This window comes from Bacillus sp. DNRA2 (genome assembly GCF_012843265.1).
Lineage (GTDB): Bacteria > Bacillota > Bacilli > Bacillales > Cytobacillaceae > Bacillus_BU.
Genome location: NZ_JABAIT010000001.1, coordinates 322,249 through 347,872 on the forward strand (window position 1 = coordinate 322,249; position 25,624 = coordinate 347,872).

Here is a 25,624-nt window from a genome sequence, read left to right on the forward strand (position 1 = left end):
ACTAACTTGGGGTGCTACCGTAAGGTGGCATGAACGCTAGAGCGTCAAATAGTCTAGCAATAGACGAGAAGACCTAGAGTTCTAACTCAAGCCCCCACTGAAAAGATTCACCTCAGTGGGGGTAGTTGACCGACCGATCATTGAAGCGATGGAAATGATTGCCCAAGGAAATTTCAATATTGATTTATCTGTGTTCATCAAGCAAGTACATTCACCTGAAAATCCACTATATGAAGTGGCCCAAAGTATTAATCACATGGCGAATGAATTGGGGCAATTGGAGAAAATGCGCCAGGAGTTCATCTCCAATGTCTCCCATGAAATCCAATCGCCGCTCACGTCAATTAGTGGGTTTGCTCATGCGCTAAAACAAAATGACTTGTCAGTGGAGGAACGACATCATTATCTTAGTATTATTGAAGCAGAGAGTAAACGCCTCTCTAAGTTAAGTGAAAATTTGTTAAAGCTCACGTCATTGGAGGCCGAACATCCAACGGTGGACCCCAAAAACTACCGGCTCGATCGTCAGCTACGGCGAATTGTCCTTTCATGTGAACCGCAATGGAATGAGAAACAAATCGAAATGGAGGTTGAGCTTGATCCGGTAAGCATCGATGCGGATGAGGAGCTAATGGATCAGGTGTGGATTAATTTGCTTCATAATGCGATTAAGTTCACTCCTTCAGGTGGAAAAATCATGATGGATTTACGAGTCATGGATAATAAGGAAGTAGGAGTTCGTATTCAAGATACAGGAATTGGAATGACAAAGGATGTCCAGATGCGGATTTTTGAACGCTTTTTTAAGGGTGATAAGTCTAGAAATCGATTAATGGATGGAAATGGTTTAGGACTTTCGATTGTGAAGAAAATTATTGATTTGCATCAAGGGAAAATAACAGTTGAAAGTACAGAAGGTGAAGGGACGACCTTTACGATATTGCTTCCACTAACAGATTTAAGACCAACTGCAGAGTATTAGTACTGTGCTGTTGGTCTGTTTTTTTTATAAGTGATAGTAATTTCTTATTTTCGGAAAGTGAATGATGAGTTTTGTGTAGCTACCTTGCTCTGATTCAATCGTAAGCCGATGGCCAAGCTTTTGTGCAAGCTGTTTGGCAAGATAAAGACCGATACCCGTTGATTTGGTATGGCTGCGCCCAGTTGCGCCAGTAAAGCCTTTATCAAAAACACGACCTATATCCTCAGGGGAAATCCCGATACCATTGTCTTGAATGATTAGACGTTTTGCCTTATTGTCCTCATCAAAATAAACCGCAATTTCACCGCTAACATCGGTGTACTTTAATGAATTGGCAAGGATTTGATCGACGATGAAGCCGAGCCATTTGCTGTCGCTATGGACAAACTGCTCCATATCTTTCATCTCGAACCTAATAGCTTTATTAATAAACAGCTTTGCATATTTTTTGACGCTGTTTTTAACAATTTTATTCAGAGATATCTCAGCGATAAAATAGTCTTTTGAAAACGTATCAATGCGAGAGTAGTAGAGTGCTTGCTCGACATATTGATCAATTTTATTCAGCTCATCCTCTAACTTATCGACGACAGAATCGACAGTTTTGCCCGAACTATTTTCCATAATTAGTCGACTGGCAGCAATTGGCAGTTTGACCTCGTGTATCCATGTCATGATAAAATCTTGCCCATCACGTTTTTCATCAAGAAGTGTTTGGAGCTGTTTATCGTTTTCAGCAATGAATTTTTCGATAAGCTCAAGAAACAGCTTGTGCTGAGTATTCTGGGGTTCTGGAAGAATAGCGGCTATTTCTCTCTGCTTGCTGTCAATGGCTCCTTTTAATTCAAGGTAAAACCTTCTATGGTGGAAATAACCTGCCGTCAAATATCCAACTGCAAATATCATACAACTGATATTCATGTATAAAAGATTGCTCAACAGTGGCTCACCATCAACGCTGACAATGAGGATAATCGAGGTGAAGACCATGACAATCATGAAAAATAACAGGAAATAACGCTTATCCTTTACATACTCAATAAAACTCATTGGATCATGTATCCTTCCCCTTTTTTCGTCAAGATAAAGCTGTCTTTGCCTAACTCGGCTAGCTTTTTGCGAAGGCGATTGATATTGACAGTCAGCGTATTATCATCAACAAAGCTTTCGTCCTTCCAGAGACTGCGCATGATTTTGTTCCGACTGACGATCGCCCCTTTTTGCTGCATTAAGATCCGCAAAATAATAAATTCAGTTTTTGATAGGTCAATTTTTGCTTCGCCACAAAAAACCTCCCAATCCTTTAAGTTAAGGACGACTCCATTATGTTCGAGGACACTTGGTTGTAAATCAATATAAGAATAGGCACGGCGCAATAGTGCATTGATCTTTGCGACCAGCACATCGGTATCAAAGGGCTTTTGAATAAAATCATCTCCACCCATATTCATTGACATCACCATGTCCATCGGTGTATTTCTGGATGAAATGAAGATAATCGGTACCTTTGAAACTTCACGAATCTTATTGCACCAGTAAAATCCGTCAAAGGCGGGTAAATTAATATCTAAGAGAATGAGGTGAGGATTTTCATTAATAAATTGCTGGAGGATATCATCAAATTCTTCAACTTTAGCGATCTCAAAGCCCCATTTGATAAGTGACTCACCAAGCATATCTTTTATCGTTGGATCATCCTCTACAATCATGATTTTCATAACATAACCTCCGTGTGGTTCTACCCCTTCATCTTTATACTATCCCATAAAAAAACGGGAATGCAATCGTACTTACAATATTGTAAGGTTGTATGCCGGATCTGTAAGCTTTGATTATGGATGATTACGGTAGAATGAAAGTATCAAAGGATTGCAACTTTTAAACTGGAGGATTGACATAGATGAGAACCATTGTTGAGGCAAGCGGAATTAAAAAAGTTTATGGCTCAAAAGGTGTCATTGTAAATGCTTTAAATGAAATTGATTTAACGGTTCAAGAGGGTGAATTTGTCGGGATCATGGGACCGTCAGGATCGGGAAAAACGACCTTGCTAAACGTATTGGCAACCATTGATGAACCGACATCAGGAAGCATCAACGTTGATGGAACTAATATTTTAAAGATGAACGAAGCGCAATTATCAGAATTTCGACGCGACAAATTAGGATTTATTTTTCAAGACTACAATTTGCTCGATACATTAACCGTCAAGGAAAATATTGTGTTGCCTCTGGCTTTGGCTAAAATCAATACCACCAAATTAGAGGAAGACGTTGCTCGTGTTGCTGATAAGTTTGGTATTACCTCGATTTTAGAAAAATACCCATATCAAATTTCAGGAGGACAAAAGCAACGTACAGCAGCAGCGCGGGCAATTGTGTCCAGGCCTAGCTTGATCCTCGCTGATGAGCCAACTGGGGCGCTAGATTCGAAGTCGGCAACAGATTTGTTGGAAAGCTTAAAAGGTTTGAGCGAACATGATCATGCGACCATTTTAATGGTGACCCACGATGCGTTTGCCGCCAGCTATTGTCAACGAGTCATCTTTATTAAGGACGGAAAATTATTCACCGAGCTTGTTAAAGGTAAGGGAACTCGTAAGGAATTTTTTCAAAAAGTTTTAGATGTATTGTCGGCACTTGGGGGTGGTGCAGGTGACGTTATTTAGGTTGATGAAGAAAAACATGCTTGGTAATGTTAAAAGCTACCTGCTTTACTTCTTTTCAATGATTTTCAGCGTTGTGATTTATTTTACATTTGTATCGCTGCGATTTAGCCCGGATATTCAGTCGAGTATTGAATCATGGGATGTAATGGAATCAGTATTTTTTCAGGCATCTTTGCTATTAATTTTATTTGTGTCTGTTTTTATACTCTATTCAAATTCCTTTTTTACAAAAAAACGAAAGAAGGAAGTTGGCTTATACTCCTTGTTTGGGGTGAGGAAAAAAACGATTGGGAAACTGCTTTTTTATGAAAATTTAATCATGGGTATTTCGGCCATTGTTGTAGGGGTCTTACTTGGGGCGATCCTGTCGAAATTATTTGCAATGATTCTACTTAAACTGATGGACATACCAGTTAATATCAGTTTTGGTATCTCAATCAAAGCCATTTTAAATACCATGGTTGTATTTCTTTGTCTCATCATCTTTACCTCAATACAGGCATATCGTTTAATCTTTCGTTTTTCGTTAATTCATTTATTTCAGGCTGAAAACAGAGGCGAACAAGTACCACGAGCGTCAATTATCAGTGCCGTTATGGCTGTTGTCCTGCTAGATTCCAGCTATTGGATTATTTTTGAATCGATTATCGAAGAACCAAGAATACAATTACTGCTTTTCTTAGTCGGCATTGTAGCTGGTACGTTTCTTTTATTCCGATCCTTAATCGTGTTCATATTAAAGGCCGCGCAAAAGAATAAGACGAGCTATTATAAAGGAATGAATTTGATTACGACTTCACAGTTGTTGTATCGAGTTAAAGGATATCAGACGACCTTAACAATGATTTCTTTACTTAGTGCTGTTACTTTATGTTCGATCAGTATCGGTTACGGAAGTTACTATAATGTTGAAAAGAGTGCTGTGAAATTTATGCCATTTAGCTATAGTCATTTTTCAATAAATGATAACTTTGATCGACAGGTAGAGAGGATAATTGAAAATGATGAAGCGCATCCTATCACGGCTAAGCTAGATATTCCAATTATCACGCTTAAAGGAAACCTATCCAGGCTTCCTTATACTCCATATGGCTACAAACCAGAAGATGTTCCGGTAAATCTGATTTCAGTCGCCACTTTTAATCAAATTCAAAAATCTCTACAACGTGATGAAATCATTCAGCTTACAGGGAATGAAGCAGTAGCGATTCGGCCATGGCAGGATAACACCGCTGAAGACTACTCCAATAAAACTTTGAAACTTATCACAAATGAAGATTCTATCAATTTGACAATTGAGAAGATGATGGAAGATCGTGTTCTATATTGGAGCTCTCCAGATATGAATTTCGTTGTGAGTGATGAGCTTTTTGCTGAGCTTGGAAAAACAAATCAGTCACTTTTGTTAAAGTCCTATAAGGTTAAAGATGAAAAGACAACTGAGGAAACGGCAAATAAATTGATTCAGCTTGGTAAAAGCAAATCCCAGCTTTCCACTTTTTATGGAACCTATAAAAATGAATTACAGTCCTCTGGAATGGATATTTTTCTGTTAGGGTTTTTGGGGCTTGTGTTTCTTGCAGCGACTGGCAGCATTATTTACTTTAAACAACTTTCAGAAGCGCAACTTGATCAAAATCGTTATAAAATCCTTCGTAAACTAGGAGTAAGTAAAAGACAAGTTCTTAAAACTGTAGCGAAGCAAACGATGTTCGTGTTCATGTTACCGTTTATAATTGGCATCTTGCATTGTATCGTTATTTTAAAAGCAATCTTTGGTGTTGATTTAATGGAGGCTAATGTTCTTGCACCTGTCCTTGCTTCGTTTGGTGCATATTTGCTTATATATTTGGTTTACTATTTGTTTACGGTTAATTCTTACAACCAAATTGTCAATTCATAATAGATGGAGGTGAATATGATGACGTTATTTCAATTAGCAATGAAAAATATCAAGGGGAATTTCAGCAATTACTTGGTTTATTTTACTTCATTGGTATTTAGTATTGTTATATATTATACGTTTGTGTCGCTCCAATATAGCGAAAAGATTCAGGACAGCATCTTAATTTCAGATTCGATGAAGTTTATGTTTATGGCATCGTCATTTGTGTTAATTTTGTTCGTTGCCTTATTTATTCTATATTCCAATTCCTTCTTTATGAGAAAAAGAAAGCGGGAAGTTGGACTTTATTCGATGCTTGGCTTGCGTAAGAAAACGATTGGTCAAATGCTTTTCTTTGAAAACGTGATGATGGGGCTTATTGCTCTTGTGATTGGCATTTTGCTCGGTACATTGTTATCAAAATTGTTTGCGATGATCTTAGTCAAGTTAATGGGGGCGTCGGCAGAGGTCGATTTTGGTATTTCCCTGATGGCAATCGGGCAGACGGTTTTAGTTTTTATGATTTTGATTTTGTTCACCTCAATTCAAGGCTATCGGATGATTTATCGTTATAAATTAATCGAATTATTTCAGGCTGAGAAAAAAGGGGAAGATGCACCAAAGTCTTCAGTACTTTCAACAGTTGTCGGACTCATACTTCTAGGTGTGAGTTACTGGTTAATTTTACGACCATTTCCTGAGGAATTATCTGAAACATATATTTTTACGAATTACGGAATTGCTCTCTTAATGCTTGTAGTTGGTACAGATTTATTTTTCCGCTTTGTGACCGTTTTTCTTTTGAAATGGTCTCAGAAAAATAAACATCGTTACTACCGAGGCACCAATTTAATTGAAACAACGCAGCTATTGCATCGGATTAAGGGAAATGCTCGTACCTTCAGTATGATTGCTTTAATGAGCGGGGCAACGATTAGCTTTTTTGGTGCAACTTATAGTGGTTACTATAGTAATGAGCAAAGCACCAAGGATGTTGTGCCATTTAGTTACAGTCATCTGTCCAAAGGTGAGGAGTTTGACCAGAAAGTCGAACAGGTAATTGCCAGTGATAAGGAGCATCCAATTATCGCTCAGTTAGATATAGCGGTGATTAACGTTGAAGGTAAGCTTGACTTTAAATTGGACTATGAAACTGGAGCCGGACCGTTTCAAGTTATTTCGGAAACGACAATGAATCAAGTTATGGAAGCTTTGGATCGAGATGGGGAAGACATTTCGTTGTCAGGGAATGAGGCCGCGGCAATTAAACCACGGTTCACCAAGTTTACTGCTGCTGATTTTGCGGGAAAAAATTTTGTGTTACGGCTGCCAGACCGAAATGAACAGTATACATTTGTCACGATGCTTGATGGAAGCATATTGCCATTTGCTTATCCTGATTTTGTGGTTGTAGTAAGCGATGAAAGATTTGTTGAATTAAGTGAAGGGATGAGGCCGCTCAACTACAAGGTTTATGAAGTTAAGGGTGAAAATAGTGCTGCAGAAACGTCAGCTGCGGTGAATGAGTTGGTCGGCAAGGATTTTCAAACTTACTCCGCTTACTATTCCGAATATAAAGAGGGCATGGAAGGGAACGCACTCATGCTGTTCATCCTTGGCTTTTTGGGACTGGTGTTTCTCGGTGCAACGGGTAGCATTATTTATTTTAAACAGTTAACTGAGGCAACTGAGTCAAAGCAGGATTATGCTATTTTACGGAAGATAGGTGTGAATACAAAGGGTATTCGTCACACTATCAACAAGCAAATGTTGTTCGTATTCGGACTCCCGTTAACAGTAGGGATTTTGCATGGCTGTGTGATATTAAAATTCACGAGTAACTTTATCTCCGATTTGATAGGGATTAGTTTGGTTGTGCCAATCGTTTCAGCAATGGCAGCATTTGTGATGATATATTTGGGTTATTACCTAATGACAGTGAATACCTACAATCGAATTGTGAATAGCTAGAGCTATAAAAAGGAGAAGGATTAAAAAATTCTCCTTTTCTTTTTTATAGTTTTTACTATGGAAATTAAAAAAACAATAAAATTAGACAAAATGATTTAAATTTTGCAATAAATAGTCTTATAATAGGACAAGGGGTATTTGTATTAATTTTTATATGGAAATAGGAATTACAAATTCAGATTTATAAGGGGAGAGTTTAGGTAAGATGTATATTGTATTGGTAGTCATGCTGGTTCTTGCTTGTGCAACTTTGTTTGGCAGTGGGTATTATCTTGCGATTATTAAAGAAAAAATGGGCAGAACGGTATTAATTGCCATTCCAATTGCTATCGGTGTCTTTATGTTTAATGTTATTTGGGCCTTAGTAGAACTTGGTAAATCACCTCATTGGCAATAATTCATTTGTTATATGTTTTAGATAGCCTTCATTCCTTTTCAGGGGAATGGAGGCTTTTTTTTATTCAAATTGATACGAGCTGCCAAAGTTTTACGGATTCGCCCAATTTCTTTAATGTCTCAGTCAAAGCTTCTTAATAGTTTGGACATACTTAATGCTTAAAATTTCATTATGTAATGAAAGAAGATAAATTTATCAAGTTAGGAGAATCGTGATTTGAAAAAGAAAATCCTGTATGTTCAATATGGTCTGGATTTGATCATGGGCGTAACCTTTGCGTTATTTTACAATGACCGTGTGCTAGGAGGATTGGCCTTTCATGAAATTGCCGGGCTTGCCATTTGCGGTGCTATTCTGGCCCACGTCTTATTTAATGTGAAATGGGTGAAGAATGTTACGTTAAAATTGTTCAATCGTAAGCTGTCATGGAAAACACGAATTAGCTATTTATTAAATTTACTCTTATTGGTGGCCATGATAGCGATTATTGTAACAGGAATTATCATTTCAAGGGTTGTTTTCCCAAACCTATCAATCGGAAACGAGCGTTGGATACAAATGCTCCATATTTCAGTTTCTTATATTACGCTGGTTTTAGTTGCTGTTCATACCGGACTTCATTGGCAATGGGTCATCCAGCTTTCGAAAAAAATCTTCAAGGTTAAAGCTCTTCCGAATTGGTTTGATTATGGTGTGAAAATGGCGGTTGTAGCTCTGTTTCTATTTGGTGCTTTTGAAATGTATGCGACTGGCTTTGGATCACACTTAGCTTCCTCCGCTAATATTTTTACCGGTACACAGCAAGTGCAATTTGAAGGTCAAAAAGGTCGAGGATTTGAAAGAGGTCAATTTGGAGAAAATGGTCAGCCACCTGAAGGCTTTAATGGTGAAAAGCCATCAAGACCAGATTCAGGCTTTAGCGATAATGACGACATGCCAACACCTCCTGATGGAGATTTCCAAGGAAATGATGATGAACAAAGCGGCTTTCATGGTGATGAAATGAGACGTGAAAAGGGCAGATTTGGCGAAAGCCCTAGTGCTTTAGGAGTCATTGCTACTTACTTTGGTATCATGGCGGTGTTTGTGATTCTTACCCACTACTTAGGAAAAATCAAGCTAAAGCGCAAAGAGAGTCCACTGATGTAATCGATGAAGGATTCAATTGATAGACTCCAAAATATGTTAAGAAGGGACGAAGAACATGAAAAAATGGATCATTAGTATCGTGGTCGTCATCGTTGTTGCTAGTGGTGGATTTGCAGCATACAACTATTTTACCAATAAAAACGAAACGGCCGCATCTCCAGCGATTCAAACCCAAACAACTGCTGCGGAATTGGGTAATGTGGAAGTCACTGTGAGTGGAACTGGGAACATTTCTGCTGAAAATAAAGAAGCAATTACGGCTGAAGGAAATGCAACGGTTGAGGCTGTGAATGTCGCAGTGGGGGATACAGTGACAGCAGGAGATGAACTACTTACGTTTGTTGATGACAAAATAGACCCAATTGTTGCTCCTTTTTCAGGTGAAATTACTGCATTAAACGTTGACGTTGATGGTAACGTTCAAATGGGAACTGAGCTAATTACGGTAACGGACTACAACAACCTTGAAATGATTGTCAATGTTGATGAATTAGATATTAGTAAAGTACAGGTTGGACAAACCGCAAAAGTTGAAGTAAGTGCGCTGAGTGATAAGGAGTTTACTGGAACGGTTACAAGTGTTGCCAAAGAGGCAAATGAAGATTCAACCAGTTCTACGGCTAAATATCAGGTGAATATTAAGATTAACGAACCAACCGAAATTAAAATCGGAATGACCGCGGAAGCAACGATTACGATTGATAAAAAGGAAAATGTGTTAACCGTACCAGTCGCAGCGATTCAAAAACAGGATGATCAATACTATGTGCTGATTCCTTCTAAGGATCAAGCTGCTACTTCTGCTCAAACCGAAAGCTCAACAAATGATCAGAACAAAACACAACAAACCATCCAAACGAAGCAACAAACTATTGAAATCGGACTTCAAACCGACACTTTGGTTGAAATTGTGAGCGGACTTACTGAGGGAGATGAGGTCGTGCTACCAACACTTAACTCCAATAATAGTAATAACCAAAATCAAAAAAACATGATCCAAGGTGGATTCTTTAACGGCGGCAACATGGGACAAGGTGGTATGCCTCCTGGTGATCGTAGCGGAATGCGTAACCAAGGAGGAACTGGACAATGACAAACGAACGACCAATAATCGAAATCAAAAGCTTGTCTAAGTATTACAAAATGGGTGGAGAAACGCTGAAAGCTCTGGATGATATTAGCTTTTCTGTCAGAAAAGGCGACTTTGTCGCGATTATTGGTCCGTCAGGCTCTGGTAAATCAACGCTTATGAATATGATTGGTTGCCTCGATGTCCCAGATCAAGGCGAATATCACCTTGATGGAAAAGATGTTTTTTCTTTGAAAAATAACGATTTGGCAGATGTTCGTAATCAAAAAATCGGTTTTATTTTTCAAGCCTTTAACCTTTTGCCAAAGCAAACGGCGTATGAAAATGTTGAATTGCCACTAATTTATCGGGGCTTGAGTGGGCTTGAGCGGAAAGAAATCGTGATGAGCGCCCTGGAAAAAGTTGGTTTGGACTCAAGGGCGAGTCATCGCCCCACCGAATTATCAGGTGGACAGCAGCAGCGGGTCGCTATAGCTCGCGCCCTTGCTGGGAATCCTCCCCTCCTGTTGGCAGACGAACCAACTGGGGCATTAGACAGTAAAACTGGTGCAGAGGTTTTAAAATTAATGAAAGAACTGAATAAACAGGGGCATACGATTGTCCTAATTACTCATGACATGGATATTGCCAAACAAGCAAAGCGAATTATCCGTATCCATGACGGTAAGATTTTAGCAAGAGAGGAGGTTGTCTATCATTGAAATTTGGCCAAGCCTTAAAAATAGCCTTTAAAAATATTTTAGCTAATAAACTCCGCTCGATGTTAACGATGCTCGGAATTATCATCGGTATTTCAGCTGTAATTGCGCTCGTATCGCTTGGGCAAGGGGCATCAAAATCTGTATCAGATGATATTTCCGGCTTAGGAACAACGAAGGTTTCCATTAACCTATCTGGAAATTCCGAAGAAGAAATGGTCACGTATGAGGATGTCTTAGCCTTCGAAGATCTTGAAGAGGTGGAGGCAGTCGCACCAACGGTTTCAGGAAGTGGCACGCTAAAGAACGGAACAACCAGTATGGATAGCGTGACAATTCAAGGTGTGACCCCATCCTATCAAAATGTTGAAGAAACTTCTGTCCGTTCAGGTCGTTTTGTTTTACCAATTGATCAGGACAATCGCAATAAAGTCGTCGTGCTCGGTGCAAATGTGGCAACTGAATTATTTGGTTTTACTGATCCGGTCGATAAGGAAGTCAAAATTGATGGCTCAACGTTTAGGGTAATCGGCGTCCTTACAGAAGAGGGTGATGAATTACAGGGGTCTGTCGATGACAAAGTCCTTATTCCATTCTCAACAGCCCAACGCTTTTTAGGACAAACTGTTGTTACCTCAGCTTCGGTGAAGATGACCTCTGAAGATACCGTCGATCGAGGAATGGCGATGATTAAACGTAACTTAAATATTGCCTTTGGTGGCGATGAATCGAGCTATAGTGTTCGAAATCAGGCAGATATTGCCGAAGCGTTAACCTCTGTAACGGATACGATGACGATGCTGTTGGCCGGAATCGCAGGTATATCCTTGATTGTTGGCGGGATTGGTATCATGAATATCATGCTCGTATCAGTAACAGAAAGAACGCGAGAAATCGGGATTCGCAAAGCAATAGGTGCGAAAAAGAAAGACATTCTTGGTCAATTTTTAATAGAAGCAATTGTGCTGAGTGGAATTGGCGGAGTGCTTGGTGTGTTAATTGGAATTGGCAGTGCGCAAATATTGTCAGCAGCGCTTGAGTATGCGGTGGCGATTTCATGGTGGTCGGTCGGTATCGCCGTCAGCTTCTCCGTATTAATCGGTGTCGTGTTCGGCATCTTTCCAGCCAACAAAGCAGCCAACCTTAGCCCGCTCGAAGCATTGCGCTATCAATAGAAAAAGTAGAGGATTCGTGTCCTCTACTTTTTTGTTGTGTGGCTGGTAAAATTAGAATTGTTTTAATGTACGGATAGAGTGGTGGAATCCACGGATAAAACTCGAGATCCACGGATAAAACGCCACGTCATGTCACGGCGCACACATCCATCATCGAATCACAATGGCTTGGCTGCCCATTTGCTGCCAGGCTTGGATGAAGCTGTCGCGTGGCCATTTTTGATTTTTCTGGCCATAGGGATTATTGATGATAATATTTTCCGGCTCATACCCCGTAATCACTACGCTATGCATGCTATAGGTAATATCAACGACTCCCTGGGGTGTTTCCCACGTCTTAAAATCGGAAACAGGCGCGAATGATTTCGTCGTCAAGATCCAAACTGGATTTCCTGCTGCCACTTCATTTAGCAACACATCGAACGGTTGATTGGTTAAATTAATCACGCGGTCACCAGCATACTTCTCGGCCAGTTCAGCAATCGGCCTATTGTACACGCCAAGTCCGGCGCCGTTCGCCATATCACCAACAAAGCCGAAATTCGGGTTGCCGTTTTCACCAGTTGGATATTTAAACGGCACCTTGGCAATCTCATCTGCCAACTGATTTTTGCTAACTTCAACGCCTTTATAGCTTAATAGCATTGCCAGGCTGGTCACCTCGCAGCCACTCTTAAGTTGTGGTGCATCCATTTGATTAAGCAAAGGAACATTAAGGAGGGCCTCCTGGGCGATTTTGACCTCTTCTGCCGCTTCAATGTTTTCTTCGGAAATATTGAAATACAATTCATCATCCTGAAAAGTCCCGATACTAAAATACACACTGAGTGCAATAATTAACATGCCTAAACTGAGTCTTCCAACTTTAGCCAAATGACTCTCCCCCAAAACTCATTTTTAAAAAGGAGTCTGTCAAAATCTATACTTTACTAAAATATTATTATACCAAAAAATCAATCATGCTGCTTGCGAAATTCCAAAACGAAAGGGCCTCATTGCTGAGACCCATTCATTACCACTTATGATAAAATTAAATTCTCTTGAGCTGTCATTTGTTTTGCTGCCAATCTAGCTTCCGCTTTCGCAGCCTCAACGATTTCGTTTACCTGCTTCGGAAAATAATCAAAGCCCTCTGCAACCACTGTTTCCATCACGTCGATGCCTAAGAAACGAAGCGCAATTTTTAAATAGCGGTCGCCAGATTCTAGCTCTGCCATTGGGGTATTTTTATATAATCCACCTCGAGTTTGGATGTGAAGTGCCTTTTTGCCAGTTAACGCACCCTTTGCTCCCTCAGGCGTATAATTGAACGTCTTACCTGACACAAATAGATTGTCCAAATATTGCTTGATTACTGGTGGTGAGCTTAAATTCCATATTGGTGATATGAACACATAATAATCATAAGCAACAAATTCGTCAGCAACAGCATGCATCGCCATGTATTTTTCACGTTCGATTTCCGGAAGTTCATCAAGCTTATAGCCATAACCGCCAATCTTGCCGCGTGCTGATACTAAATCAGCATCCATTTTCGGAAGGTCTGCTTCAAATAAATCAAGTCGTTTTATTTCCGCATCAGGCTGAGCCTCGAGGAATGCTTCAAGAAAAGCCTCGCCAATTTGGAGCCCTTTAGACTTTTCTAAGCCCTTGGGATTAGCAGTTATATAAAGTAATTTTGTCAAAACTATCATTCCCATCATTAAAATAATTACTTTTTTATTATATAAAAATAAAGAAAGAGTTACGGAATGAACAAATTACGATTTTTCTAACCTTCTGTGTCAGAATTGCCATTTTTAAACAAAAAAAAGAAGCTGGCCATCGGGGCCAGCTCATCCATAATAGAGAGGTTTTAAAAAAAAACTAGAAAACAGAAAGATTTGTTACATCAGTACAACCTAAAAATCGGGGTCCTTAATCATTCGATTTTTAGAAAGAAGGCTTTTCCGAACCTTCAATATATCAGTTGAGTTATGCTTGATTGGGTGGAAGCTGCGTTGGCAACTCCGCGTCTTACCTTGTCTTAATCTTACTCAACACCTGTGTAGATATTATGTGGAACTTATGTGGAAGTTATGAAGATTAGATTAGTGTTATGTTTATTTGATTTCCACTCCGGGAGCTTCGCTTTCCGCGGGCGGTGCGGGGAGCCTCCTCGGCGCAAAGCGCCTGCGGTGTCTCCCCATGCCCTTTGCTCCCGCAGGAGTCTTCGCTCCCTCCGCTCCAATCAAAAAAACATAAATCAGCTCCGTTTAAATTTTACACAAACAGGGCTTGGGACTTTGATATTTGCTTCCAATAAGCTAAGTTTGCCACTGATTGAATCTCTAGAAAAAACGGTAAGATTATTAGATTCTTGGTTTGCAGCAACAATAAATTGCTCACTTGGGTCAAGCGCGAAATCACGAGGCCAGTCGCCCTCCGTTCCCACAAACTCGATAAGACTAAGCAAATTCGATTCCTCATCAATCGCAAAAACAGCAATACTATTATGCCCGCGATTTCCAGCATAAAGAAATTTCCCGTCACTTGTCACATGGATCGCGCTGCCCTGATTGTTTTCGGTAAAATCAGCCGGTAGAGTGGAAATCGCTTGGCGTTGCGTAAATTGACCAGAATTTGCATCATACTCTAGTACGAGGACTTCAGAGCTAAACTCGGTCATGACATAAGCCATTCGTTGATTTGGATGAAAAGCAAGATGGCGCGGTCCGCTGCCGGGTTTTACCGCCAAACTGCTCACTTTTATTAACTCTCCTCCAGACAGCTTGTAGGTCAAAATTTGATCAATTCCCAATTCAACAACCACAAGATAATTCTCATCTGGAGTAAATCCGGCAAAGTGGGTGTGGGCCTTTTCCTGGCGCGGGTCTGGACCAGAACCTTCGTGCCGGGCAACAGCACAGTCTTGGTTAATCACTCCGGTTTCAGCATTAACTGTATAGGCCTCAACCGTTCCTTTATGATAATTAGCGGTTAAAACCGTTTGATTTTTGCGATCAACACTAACGTGGCAAGGTACCGCTCCTTCAGAAAGTTGCTGATTAATTTTCGTCAGTTCGCCTGTCTCGTGATTCACTGAAAAAGACGCAACGCCACCCTGTTCGCCTTCTTTAGCTACGGAAAATAAAAATCGTTCATCGTCTGATAGATTGACATAGGTTGGATTTTCAAGCTTTGCAACCGGTTTAATTGCGCCGATTTTACCTGACTTACTATCTAACTTAAACGAATAAATTCCTTCGCTCTCGCCTTTTGTATATGTACCGATATATCCAGTAAAGTTTGCTTGATTCATTAGTTGTACCTCCTAAGCGTATGTTTCATTATTATAGCAATCCTGTTTTGATTTTTAAAATTAGAACGAAAATAGCATGAACTCCATTTTGTGTGACATAGATTAGAGTATCTTTAGACAAAGGAATGTTCGCACATGCTGAAACAGATGATTTATTATCTGATTGGGCTGTCCATCGCCTGTTTAGGGGTGAGCTTGATTATTCACTCCGGGGTAGGGGCAGGACCGTGGGATATCGTGAATATTGGTTTAACTGAGAAGGTTGGCTTAACTCTTGGGACGTGGATGGCGTTGTTTCAGGCCTTCTTTTTGTTCGTAAATGCGGCTCTGTTAAAAAAACGGCCAGAATTTGCGGCATTTATTACGCTTGTAATCTGGGGCCTCTTCATCGATTTCTGGATGGAAATCATCTTTAAGGATGTTGATTTAAGCGCGGCTGCTCCCCTTGAAAAATGGGGTGTCTTTATTGGCGGAGTGGTATTAATCGGCATGGGGGTAGGTGTTTACTTGACCTCGAACCTTCCGAAAATGCCTTATGATGGAACGATGGTGGCCTTGAGTAAAAAGTTCAATATCAGCTTTACTATTTCGCGCACGTTTTTAGAGGGCACAGCAGTTTTGTTAAGCTTTGTAGTCGGCGGTTCTGTTGGTGTCGGAGTGGGGACCATTATTATTTTTCTGATCATTGGTCAGCTGATTCAATTTTTCCATAAGCTTTCGATGAGCGTGTTTCATGGAAAGATTAACTTTATTGTTTGAATCGGAGTCTGTAGTGATTTTTATAAAAATAAAAATAGTATTAGGAAGTAAAATTTCTTGGAGGTGAGGGTGATGGAACGGAAATTTGTAAAGCAGCAAACCTCCGTACCAGGACCGAAATCATTAGAAATATTAGTGCGGCGGAAGCAATTTGTCCCTAAGGGCATTAGTAATAACAGCGCAGCTTTTGTGAAAAGGGCAAATGGGGCGTTGGTTGAGGATGTGGATGGAAACACCTATATTGATTTTGCCGGCGCAATTGGAACGCTGAATGTCGGTCATGCCCATCCGAAGGTGGTAAGTGCGCTCCACGAGCAAGTAAACGATTTTATTCATACCGGCTTTAATGTGATGATGTATGAATCGTATATTGATTTGGCTGAGCGGTTGTGTGGACTTGCACCTGGTGCTTTTCCAAAGCAGGCGGCATTTTTTAACAGTGGGGCGGAGGCGGTTGAAAATGCAGTGAAACTTGCCCGGAAATTTACAAAACGCCAAGGCGTTATTGCTTTTACAAGAGGTTTTCACGGACGGACGTTACTGGCGATGACGATGACAAGCAAGGTCAAACCGTATAAGTTTGGCTTTGGGCCGTTTGCTCCGGAAATCTACAAGGCACCCTATCCGTATCCATTTCGTCGTCCGGAGGGGATGACGGAGCAGCAATATAACAAGATGATGATTGAACAATTTGAACAATTTCTGCTCGCTGAGGTGGCACCGGAAACAATTGCTGCTGTTGTGATGGAACCGATTCAAGGTGAGGGAGGGTTTATTGTTCCGAGCGTCGAATTTGTTCAAAGAGTCCGTGCGATATGCGATCAATATGGAATCTTGTTTATCGCCGACGAAATTCAAACCGGCTTTGCACGAACAGGCAAGTACTTCGCAATTGATCATTTTGGTGTTGTGCCCGACATGATTACTGTTTCTAAATCGCTCGGTGCAGGTGTCCCAATTAGTGGTGTCATCGGCCGAACTGAAATTATGGAGGCAGCAGATGTTGGCGAAATCGGGGGGACCTATTGTGGAAGTCCGCTGGGTTGTCGGGCGGCTTTAGCTGTGTTGGACATTATTGAGTCTGAAAAGCTTAATGACCGCGCGCAAGTGTTAGGGGAGCGAGTCCGCACGAAAATGACTGCGCTTAGTGGGAAGTTAGAGCAAATCGGTGATATTCGTGGGTTGGGTGCGATGTGGGCAATGGAAATCGTGAACGGGGCATCGAACAAAACCCCTAATAAAGCAGCTGTTAGTAAAATTATTAAGACGGCTGGTGAGCGAGGCTTATTGATTTTAAGTGCCGGCCTGTACAGTAATGTGATCCGAATTTTGATGCCGTTAACGATTTCCGATGCTGAGCTTGACGAGGGCTTGGCGATTTTGGTAGATGCCGTTACAACAGTACTTTCACAAGAGGATTTGGCTCATTAGAACCAGGATTTATGGCAATCAATGGAGATGGAGGAATGGGGTCTATGAAGGTTTATCCAATGTATTTAAATGGGAATTGGCAAGGACGTGAAGCGGGTGAACTTACTAAGGTAGTGAACCCGGCTACGCAAGAGGTAATCGGCGCTGTTCCTACTGGAGGTGGGGCAGAAGCCAGAGCCGCAGTTGATGCTGCTTCTGCAGCCTTTAAGGGTTGGGCGAAGCGTACAGCTGAGGATCGCTATAAAATTTTAATGAAATGGCATTATTTAATAGATGAAAATAAAGAAGAGATTGCTAGAATCATGACGACGGAGCAGGGAAAGCCGTTGTCCGAAGCGCTCGGTGAGGTCAATTACGCCAACGGCTTTATTTCCTGGTTTGCTGAGGAAGGCAAGCGCGTCTATGGTGAAACGATTCCGGCATCTGCACCAAACAAGCGGATTCTTGTGCGCAAGGAGCCGGTTGGGGTGATTGCGGCGATTACGCCGTGGAATTTCCCAGCAGCAATGATTACGAGAAAGGTTGCTCCGGCGCTTGCCGCTGGTTGTACCGCAGTAGTGAAACCTGCTAGCCAAACCCCGCTTACTGCTTTGAAACTTGCAGAGTTGGCTCATGAAGCTGGAATTCCGGCCGGAGTGTTGAATGTCATTACTGGGAAATCAGGTGAGATCGGTCAAGCGTGGTTAAGCGACCCTCGCGTCACGAAAATTACCTTTACAGGCTCAACAGAAGTCGGCAAAACGTTGATGAGAGGTGCAGCTGAGAATGTGAAGAAGATTTCACTGGAGCTCGGCGGGAATGCACCGTTCATTGTCATGGAAGATGCTAATCTAGAGAAGGCTGCTGTCGGACTATTGCAATCAAAATTCCGCAACGCTGGGCAAACTTGTATTTGTACCAACCGCGTATATGTGCAAAGAAGTGTTGCACCGCAATTTGTTGAGGTTTTTCAAAAGGAATTGGCTAAGCTTGTAGTTGGTAATGGTTTGGAAGCTGGTGTCGATATCGGCCCATTAATCGATGGGGCAGCTTTAGCTAAGGTAGAAGGTTTTATTGATGATGTTCAGAAAAAAGGCGGGAAAGTAAGCTATGTTGGAATGCTTCCGGATAGCGCTGGAGGAGGCTATTTTTATCCTCCGACCATTTTAACCGGAGTAACCGATGATATGGATTGTATGAAAGATGAGATTTTCGGTCCACTTGCCCCAATCACGACATTTGAAACAGAAGAAGAGGTCATTGCCCGTGCCAATGATTCGAGATTTGGCTTGGCGGCATACGTTTATACCAATGATTTGAGTCGCTCGTTCCGAATTACCGAGGCACTTGAATACGGGATTATTGGCCTAAATGACGCCCTCCCATCCATCCCGCAAGCGCCATTTGGCGGCTACAAGGAAAGCGGCCTCGGCCGAGAAGGTGGTCACTACGGCATCGATGAATTTTTAGAAATAAAGTATATTTCGATAGGTTTGGAGATTTAGTGTTCGGCCCCGTTCTCTTTTTCGGACGGGGTTTTGGCTTATTGTCTAGCTCAGGCGCCATCGGCTCGAGGTCACAAGCCAATCCGTCCAGAAGGTAAAAGGCAACCTTCCGGCCGGCTCGTCTTGTGCTTGTCGCCGATATGCGGGCGCCTTGCGCTTTTCTTTATAATAATATTAAAATAGTGACAACTCTACTTTTTGATTTTAATATGAAAATAGAACGAAAGGAGCGATGAGGGTGCAGGTGAAGGTATTTGCAAACCTCCGCGAGATTTGCGGCGGGGTTACAGTAGAAGTCAAGCCAAATGGCGAACGGGTAATCGATGTGCTAGATACGATGATTGAAATGTTTCCAGACTTGCATGATGAAATATTTACCGAAGATAAGACACTTAAGCCGTTCGTCCACGTGTATGTGAACGGTCGAAATATCGTTCACGGTGAAGGTTTATTTAGTGTTGTTAAGGAAACGGATCAGTTTGCGCTCTTTCCTCCGGTCGCGGGTGGATAATGATGATACAGTCTGCTGCGTATAGTTGTTGGTCAGGTTGCTCACGCGATGATTAGCCGTGATTTGGAATTTCGTGGCATCAATCGGCGTCATTTGGAGTTGTATTTTGAAGAGCTTGGAGGAAAGCGGCTGGGTTCCGAGGCGGTTGATTCGTTTCCTATTTTGTTTGTTGGCGATGGTTGGGAAGGCCATATTGTAAGTGAAAAGGAACTGGCGTTTACGGCAGTGTTTAAGGTGAATGCTGTAAAGATAAGGTTTGTTGCCGAAGATGAAGTGGCCCTTACTGAGCTCTTGAAAAAATATCGGTATAAAACGACGAGGGTGGGGGGCTAAGTGATTGCTTGTTTATGCACTCTGTCTCGCGGTTTGGAAGAGCGTAGTTTCATAGTTAGTCGAGGGATAGATTGCTTGTAAAGCGCCCTCGGCTTTTTTATTTTTCCGGAAACGGGAAATAAATTCGACCTTTATTAGTGCCTTGTTGCTGAAGGTTCATGGAGTTGAGGATGCGGGTTGCCTGATGGCGTGATTCCAAACATACTTGATCTCTAAACTGTTTATTGGTAATGGTTGGTTCAAAGAGCAAAAAGTAATCAAAGATTTTTTGCTCATGTGTATTTTTTGATATATATCCACATTGTTGGCAATTCCATTTTCCGTATGTATATATCATTGGGCGCTTTAAACATTGAGTGCATTGGATTCCAGGTAATAGATCTGTTGGAGGGATATTGAAACGAGATAAAATATCAAATTCAATTGGAATATTATGTTTTAGTATATATTTTCCAAGTCGTCTTCGATCCTTGTGTGATATGTACTCCGTTTTATACATATTTTCAAAATAGCGAATTTTTTCATTTGCATTAATACATCTGCATAATTTCCAATAATTATTTGAAGAGCCGGTAACCTTTTTGATTAGTGCATTATTGTTTGAAAGTACCACTAGGGTTTCAATTGGAATTGGTGGAAGTTTTCGATTCTCCATCCATTTCATCAGCTGAAATTTTTGTTCGTTGACTTGTGCAAAAGGGTCATCGTAACCATAAGTTTTACCATCGACATTTTGAATTAATTGCCCTTTTGCTGAGTCAAATTCTAATTCTCCTCTAAGATTTTTGATTTCAATAATCAATATAAAGAAGTTTGATAATATTAATGTATCAATTTGGAACTTCCGCTCATTATTTGATAGTCTAATTCCTGGAATAATATCATAATAATCTTGATTTAATGAGCTTAAATGATAGTCTAATGATTTCTCACCATAGAACCCTGACATTTTCCTTCTGAGGAGGGCTTTAATATCAGGTATTCGAGGATGGAATTCGGAAATATTCCGCAGTAATGCCTCACATTTTTGTGCTTCAATCGGGACTTCACGTTGGGATAAGAACATAAATGCATTTCTCCTTTTGTTTGAAAAATAAGAATAGGATTTACTAGTTTGATTGAATGGTTCAGATGTGACAAAGTAGTGAAAATCAGTGTGGAAATGGCATTTTTTTCAGTGAAATTGCTTGTAGCAATAAAATGGGGGAAATAAAAAATGTGAACATTGATTTATTTTCATTAAAATTAAGGGATTTGGGTGTAATGAGCGATTTTTTGTAAGCATACCAAGAGGTCTTTTTTAAATTACCTGATTTTCGGATGGATATGCTCGACTTTCGAAGATTTATGCTCGGCTTTTCGAATTTTATGCTCGAATTTGGGGGATTTATGCTCGACTTCAATAATGGCTCATTATAATATGCTCGCTATAATCACTATTTGCTCAGCTTTATGAAGATATGAGCGACAATGAGCTTTTGTGCTCTTTTATTCGCCAATTTGCTCGATGGGATACTGCAGCTACAATTAAAAAAAGGTATCATATGTAATTTTAAGAAAGAGCAAAGAACAATTACTTTGCTCCTTCTAATTTCTAGCACTTATTTCTCCCCAACCGCTTCCCCAGCATCAATTATGCCGAGTTCAACCAATTTTTCCGTAGGAACGACACCGTCTTTCCAACCACGGACTTGATAGTATTCATCAAGCATGATGTCCATGCGGCTGACATAGCCGGCACTGTTGCCGGTAGCTGGCTCTTCTGTAAAGCGCTTCGGTAAGAAGTCGTCTTCGCGGTGGTTAAACCCTGCTAAATTGTTGTAGTAGCGCTCGAGATTGTAAATGCGCTCTCCAATCTTCATGACGTCCTCGCCACTTAATTGTACACCGGTCATTGTGCCGTATTGCTCAGCGTAGTGCTCGGCGTTTTCAGAGAACGATGAGAATTTACAGATATTCATAGAATCAGAGAATGATAATAAATCTTGGAAAATCTTCAACAGTTCACCTTTACCGTGCGCTTCAAGGCGATCAGTCGGTTCAGGGATACCAGCGATTTCACTGGCAACAGTGTAGCCGCGTAAGTGACAGGCGCCGCGGTTACTTGTCGCATAACCAAGGCCGATACCTTGAATTCCGCGCGGGTCATATGCTGGAATTGATTGACCTTTTACGGACATGGACAGTTCCGGTGCACCCCACGCCGCAGTCGCACGTGCCGGTCCTTCAGCCAGTACCGCTCCAAAGCCTTCACGGTAGGCAATCTTACGAGTCAACTCGATCATCGCATCGGCATCGCCCCATTCGAGTATCTCGTCGATAATGCCTTTTTCGTAAGCTTCCATTGTAACTGAGAAAGCGTGTCCAAGTTCAATTGTATCAAGGCCATATTCGTTACAGCTATCAATGATATACGAAATGGCTTCAGCGTCGCTGACTAAGCAGTTGGCACCAACTGACCAAGCTGATTCAAACTCGATACTTTCGACGCGCGTTTTGTATTTGCCTTCTTTCACTTCGACCTCGATTTTACAGCCGACCGGGCAGGCATGACATGTATTATTGGAAACAAGCAAGTGTTTGTTTACGTATTCGCCACTGTGCTTTTCAGCTTCATCCCAGTGGGTTAGCTGAGAGTTTTTCGTTGGTAGCGCACCAACTTCATTGATGAGATTTGTTAACACGTTTGTACCGTAAACGGATAAACCACCTTTGTTTGGTGCAGTTAATCCGCCTTCAAGGATTGCTTTAACGGCTTTTTTATTTGCCTCTTTGTATTCGTCCTTTAACGCTGGCTCCGGCATATTGCCTTTTTGAGCTGCCTTAATTACAATTGCTTTTAATAGTTTGGAACCGGCAACTGCACCAGTGCCACCACGACCTGCAGAGCGATCATGCTCATTGATAAAGCCGGAAAATAAAACGCGGTTTTCGCCTGCTTGACCAATACTCATTACACTAAGGTTGTCTGCGCCATGTACTTCTTTTAATGCCGCGATAGCACCGCGAGTGCCCATGCCCCAAATTGCTGCAGCATCACGGACTTCCGCTTTGCCATCCTCAATATAAAGGTAAACTGGTTTATCGCTCTTTCCACTAATAATGATATTATCGACACCAGCCCATTTTAAACGCGCTGCTGTCCAACCACCCATGTGAGAATCGGTAACTGTTCCAGTAAGGGGGGATTTAGTCACAACAGCAAGTCTTCCACTCATGGAAGAGCGTGATCCTGTTACAGGACCAGTCATAATACATAAAATATTGTTTGGGGAAAAAGGGTCCACCTCTGGTCCATTATCTAGGACATACTTTACGCCCAGACCGCGACCGCCGATGTACTTTCTGGCTAAATCTTCATTGATTTCTCTGTAAGTAATGTCACCGCTTGTTAAATCAACAACAACTTCCTTGTTTTTAAAACCACCAAGATTCATCGTGTTACAAACACCTCTTTCTTTTCTATAGTGATAAAATGTACTACCTCTAATAAATTAGCTATAATTTAAAAAAATCCTTTTTTTCTGACTTCTAAAATTATTAATAAATTTTACTTGAATAATATTTTATAATGAAAAATATAAAGGAGGCTGGCCATGGTCGAATTAAATCGGTATTCTAGACAAATGTTGTTTAAGCCAATTGGTGAAGAAGGCCAATTGAAGATTATCGAAAGCAAGGTAGTCGTGGTGGGCATGGGCGCTTTAGGAACCGTGATTGCCAATCATCTTGTGCGGGCAGGCGTTGGTCATATTCGGATCATTGACCGCGATATTGTTGAACACTCCAATCTGCAACGCCAAATTTTATATACTGAAGAAGACGCCAATCATAATTTGCCAAAAGTTATCGCTGCGGAAAAACACCTTAAAGCGATTAATTCCGGGGTCGTTATCGAACCAATCCTTTCTGATTTGAATTTGGATAATGCCGAAGACCTGTTGACAGGCTTTGATGTCATTATCGATGGGACAGACAATTTTCTGGCGCGTTATTTAATAAATGATGTTGCAATAAAGCATGGAATTCCTTGGGTGTACGGCGGTGCAGTCAGTTCACGGGGGATGTTTGCGACGATTATCCCGGGTAAGACGCCTTGTTATCGCTGTCTGTTTCCGCATGTGCCGCAAGGTTTAGGGGATACGTGTGATACGATTGGCGTGTTGTCACCGATTACCGATATAATTGGTTCTTTTGAGGCGATGGAAGCCTTGAAGCTACTGGTAGGTGCAGAGCCGAACCGAAACTTGGATCAACTTGATATTTGGTATAACTCATTCTTACAAATGGATGTTTCCGACGGACGGAATCCTAATTGTCCAGCTTGTGTGAATCATGAGTATGAATTTTTAGATCGCTCGTCTGATAAACAAATCGTCTTTACAAGTCTTTGTGGTAGGGACACGGTTCAAATTAATCCTCGCCATAAAATCAAGCTTGATTTTAGCAAAACAGCTGAGCGTCTTAAGAAAAGCGGCAAGACTGAAATGAACCCTTATATGCTGAGGTTCAAGCCAAATGAGGAGATTACGATGGTGTTCTTTAAGGATGGGCGCGTACTGATTCATGGCACGAACGACCTTGTTACAGCAAAGAATTTCTATGCAAGATACAATGGTTAATAGAAAAAGAGAAGTTTGTCGATGATTTTTTTTTGGTAATTTTGACAAAATCCATTACAATAGTATACGGACCTACATAACCAATATGTAAACTAAGGATAAGGAGAATAGATCATGGAAAAAATCTTTATATTCGGTCATAAAAACCCAGATACTGACACAATCTGTTCTGCAATTGCTTATGCAGATTTAAAATCAAAATTAGGCTTTGAAGTGGAGCCAATCCGTTTAGGCTCAGTGAACGGTGAAACTCAGTATGCGCTAGACCAATTTGGTGCAGAAGCGCCACGTTTAGTAGAGCAAGTTTCTGCTGAAGTTAAAAATGTTATTCTTGTTGACCATAACGAACGTCAACAAAGTGCTAACGATATCGATCAAGTTAAAGTGCTAGAAGTTATCGACCATCACCGTATTGCAAACTTTGAAACAGCAGATCCACTATACTATCGTTGCGAGCCAGTGGGTTGTACAGCAACAATCTTAAACAAAATGTACAAAGAAAATGGTGTAGCGATTGAGAAAAATATTGCAGGACTTATGCTTTCTGCGATTATTTCTGACTCTTTATTATTCAAATCACCTACTTGCACAGACCAAGACGTTGCTGCTGCAAAGGAACTAGCTGAAATTGCTGGTGTGAATGCAGAAGAATACGGTTTAGCAATGTTAAAAGCAGGCGCTGACCTTAGCCAAAAATCTATCGCTGAATTAATTAGCTTAGATGCGAAAGAATTTACAATGGGCAGTGCAAAAGTAGAAGTTGCGCAAGTAAACGCAGTTGATACTAACGACGTATTGATCCGCCAAGCTGAATTAGAGGATGCTCTAAACAGCGTCATTGCTGAGAAAAATCTTGATTTATTCCTATTTGTTGTAACAGACATTTTAACAAATGATTCTGTTGCAGTTGCACTAGGCCGCGAAGCAGGCGTAGCTGAAGAAGCATTCGGGGTAAAATTAGAAAATAACAGTGCCGTTCTTAAAGGCGTTGTGTCTCGTAAAAAACAAATCGTGCCACCATTAACAGAAGCTTTCGTTAAGAGAGGCTAATCTGGAGCTTGATTGGTTGTCACACATATGAAACCTGTTCATCCCTTGTTGGATGAGCGGGTTTTTTAATTTGTTATTTTTCGTTTTTTTTTGAGAGATTAACTGATGGGGAGTGGAG

Annotated in this window: 23 protein-coding genes; 16 read left to right on the forward strand and 7 right to left on the reverse strand. The window is 41.0% G+C overall.

Annotated features, from left to right (window positions below):
• Nucleotides 1-115: 115 nt before the first annotated feature.
• On the forward strand, nt 116-982 hold the full coding sequence (locus tag HHO41_RS01495; protein WP_348981202.1) for a sensor histidine kinase: 867 nt from the start codon (nt 116-118) through the stop codon (nt 980-982).
• A 24-nt stretch (nt 983-1,006) separates the two neighbouring features.
• On the opposite strand, the gene HHO41_RS01500 is transcribed toward HHO41_RS01495, so the two are convergent.
• Entirely contained in the window at nt 1,007-2,032 is a 1,026-nt protein-coding gene (locus HHO41_RS01500; RefSeq protein WP_169095038.1) for a sensor histidine kinase, read from the reverse strand.
• Nucleotides 2,029-2,700: a response regulator transcription factor gene (locus HHO41_RS01505; protein ID WP_169095039.1), complete on the reverse strand. Its 672-nt coding sequence runs from the start codon at nt 2,698-2,700 to the stop codon at nt 2,029-2,031. The genes HHO41_RS01500 and HHO41_RS01505 overlap by 4 nt, the downstream gene beginning before the upstream one ends.
• 182 nt (nt 2,701-2,882) lie before the next feature.
• Between HHO41_RS01505 and HHO41_RS01510 the strand changes: the two genes are divergently transcribed.
• The 8 genes from HHO41_RS01510 (at nt 2,883) to HHO41_RS01545 (ending at nt 12,015) form a co-directional block, all read left to right on the forward strand.
• Nucleotides 2,883-3,650 (forward strand): ABC transporter ATP-binding protein, encoded by a 768-nt coding sequence (locus HHO41_RS01510; RefSeq protein ID WP_169095040.1) that lies wholly within the window; start codon nt 2,883-2,885, stop codon nt 3,648-3,650.
• Complete coding sequence (locus HHO41_RS01515) at nt 3,637-5,553, forward strand: FtsX-like permease family protein (protein ID WP_169095041.1); 1,917 nt, start codon at nt 3,637-3,639, stop codon at nt 5,551-5,553. Before HHO41_RS01510 ends, HHO41_RS01515 begins: the two co-directional genes overlap by 14 nt.
• Before the next feature lie 15 nt (nt 5,554-5,568).
• Nucleotides 5,569-7,506, forward strand: a complete 1,938-nt coding sequence (locus HHO41_RS01520; RefSeq protein WP_248278317.1) for an ABC transporter permease — start codon at nt 5,569-5,571, stop codon at nt 7,504-7,506.
• 205 nt (nt 7,507-7,711) lie between these two features.
• Nucleotides 7,712-7,903 (forward strand): hypothetical protein, encoded by a 192-nt coding sequence (locus tag HHO41_RS01525; protein WP_169095042.1) that lies wholly within the window; start codon nt 7,712-7,714, stop codon nt 7,901-7,903.
• A gap of 216 nt (nt 7,904-8,119) precedes the next feature.
• Nucleotides 8,120-9,052 (forward strand): DUF4405 domain-containing protein, encoded by a 933-nt coding sequence (locus HHO41_RS01530; RefSeq protein WP_169095043.1) that lies wholly within the window; start codon nt 8,120-8,122, stop codon nt 9,050-9,052.
• 55 nt (nt 9,053-9,107) lie between these two features.
• A complete protein-coding gene (locus HHO41_RS01535; RefSeq protein WP_169095044.1) occupies nt 9,108-10,145 on the forward strand; it encodes an efflux RND transporter periplasmic adaptor subunit in 1,038 nt (345 codons plus the stop codon).
• Entirely contained in the window at nt 10,142-10,843 is a 702-nt protein-coding gene (locus HHO41_RS01540; protein WP_211170993.1) for an ABC transporter ATP-binding protein, read from the forward strand. The genes HHO41_RS01535 and HHO41_RS01540 overlap by 4 nt, the downstream gene beginning before the upstream one ends.
• Nucleotides 10,840-12,015, forward strand: a complete 1,176-nt coding sequence (locus HHO41_RS01545) for an ABC transporter permease (protein ID WP_169095045.1) — start codon at nt 10,840-10,842, stop codon at nt 12,013-12,015. The genes HHO41_RS01540 and HHO41_RS01545 overlap by 4 nt, the downstream gene beginning before the upstream one ends.
• Nucleotides 12,016-12,165: 150 nt before the next feature.
• Here HHO41_RS01545 and HHO41_RS01550 read toward each other — a convergent pair whose 3' ends face one another.
• The 3 genes from HHO41_RS01550 to HHO41_RS01560 form a co-directional block, all read right to left on the reverse strand.
• Entirely contained in the window at nt 12,166-12,888 is a 723-nt protein-coding gene (locus HHO41_RS01550; RefSeq protein ID WP_248278318.1) for a C39 family peptidase, read from the reverse strand.
• Nucleotides 12,889-13,034: 146 nt separating this feature from the next.
• Nucleotides 13,035-13,700 (reverse strand): NAD(P)H-dependent oxidoreductase, encoded by a 666-nt coding sequence (locus tag HHO41_RS01555; protein WP_169095046.1) that lies wholly within the window; start codon nt 13,698-13,700, stop codon nt 13,035-13,037.
• A 560-nt stretch (nt 13,701-14,260) separates the two neighbouring features.
• The gene (locus HHO41_RS01560; protein WP_169095047.1) at nt 14,261-15,316 is read right to left on the reverse strand and encodes a lactonase family protein; all 1,056 of its coding nucleotides are present in this window, start codon (nt 15,314-15,316) and stop codon (nt 14,261-14,263) included.
• A 135-nt stretch (nt 15,317-15,451) separates the two neighbouring features.
• On the opposite strand from HHO41_RS01560, the gene HHO41_RS01565 reads away from it, so the two are divergent.
• The 5 genes from HHO41_RS01565 to HHO41_RS01585 all read left to right on the forward strand — a co-directional run bounded on the left by HHO41_RS01565 (nt 15,452) and on the right by HHO41_RS01585 (nt 19,834).
• On the forward strand, nt 15,452-16,075 hold the full coding sequence (locus HHO41_RS01565; protein WP_169095048.1) for a YczE/YyaS/YitT family protein: 624 nt from the start codon (nt 15,452-15,454) through the stop codon (nt 16,073-16,075).
• Nucleotides 16,076-16,144: 69 nt separating this feature from the next.
• Entirely contained in the window at nt 16,145-17,506 is a 1,362-nt protein-coding gene (gene gabT / locus HHO41_RS01570) for a 4-aminobutyrate--2-oxoglutarate transaminase (RefSeq protein ID WP_481747074.1), read from the forward strand.
• A 44-nt stretch (nt 17,507-17,550) separates the two neighbouring features.
• On the forward strand, nt 17,551-18,990 hold the full coding sequence (locus tag HHO41_RS01575) for an NAD-dependent succinate-semialdehyde dehydrogenase (protein WP_169095050.1): 1,440 nt from the start codon (nt 17,551-17,553) through the stop codon (nt 18,988-18,990).
• 238 nt (nt 18,991-19,228) lie between these two features.
• A complete protein-coding gene (locus HHO41_RS01580; protein ID WP_169095051.1) occupies nt 19,229-19,501 on the forward strand; it encodes a ubiquitin-like small modifier protein 1 in 273 nt (90 codons plus the stop codon).
• Nucleotides 19,502-19,549: 48 nt separating this feature from the next.
• Nucleotides 19,550-19,834 carry a MoaD-like domain-containing protein gene (locus HHO41_RS01585; protein ID WP_169095052.1) on the forward strand — a complete coding sequence of 95 codons (285 nt, stop codon included), beginning with the start codon at nt 19,550-19,552 and terminating at the stop codon, nt 19,832-19,834.
• A 97-nt stretch (nt 19,835-19,931) separates the two neighbouring features.
• On the opposite strand, the gene HHO41_RS01590 is transcribed toward HHO41_RS01585, so the two are convergent.
• Together HHO41_RS01590 and HHO41_RS01595 are read right to left on the reverse strand one after the other, a co-directional pair.
• Nucleotides 19,932-20,900, reverse strand: coding sequence for a nuclease-related domain-containing protein (locus HHO41_RS01590; protein WP_169095053.1), 969 nt, complete (start codon nt 20,898-20,900; stop codon nt 19,932-19,934).
• Nucleotides 20,901-21,435: 535 nt separating this feature from the next.
• On the reverse strand, nt 21,436-23,271 hold the full coding sequence (locus tag HHO41_RS01595; RefSeq protein WP_169095054.1) for an aldehyde ferredoxin oxidoreductase family protein: 1,836 nt from the start codon (nt 23,269-23,271) through the stop codon (nt 21,436-21,438).
• 159 nt (nt 23,272-23,430) lie between these two features.
• On the opposite strand from HHO41_RS01595, the gene HHO41_RS01600 reads away from it, so the two are divergent.
• A complete protein-coding gene (locus tag HHO41_RS01600; RefSeq protein ID WP_169095055.1) occupies nt 23,431-24,456 on the forward strand; it encodes a ThiF family adenylyltransferase in 1,026 nt (341 codons plus the stop codon).
• Nucleotides 24,457-24,570: 114 nt separating this feature from the next.
• Entirely contained in the window at nt 24,571-25,506 is a 936-nt protein-coding gene (locus HHO41_RS01605; RefSeq protein WP_169095056.1) for a manganese-dependent inorganic pyrophosphatase, read from the forward strand.
• Nucleotides 25,507-25,624 lie beyond the last annotated feature (118 nt).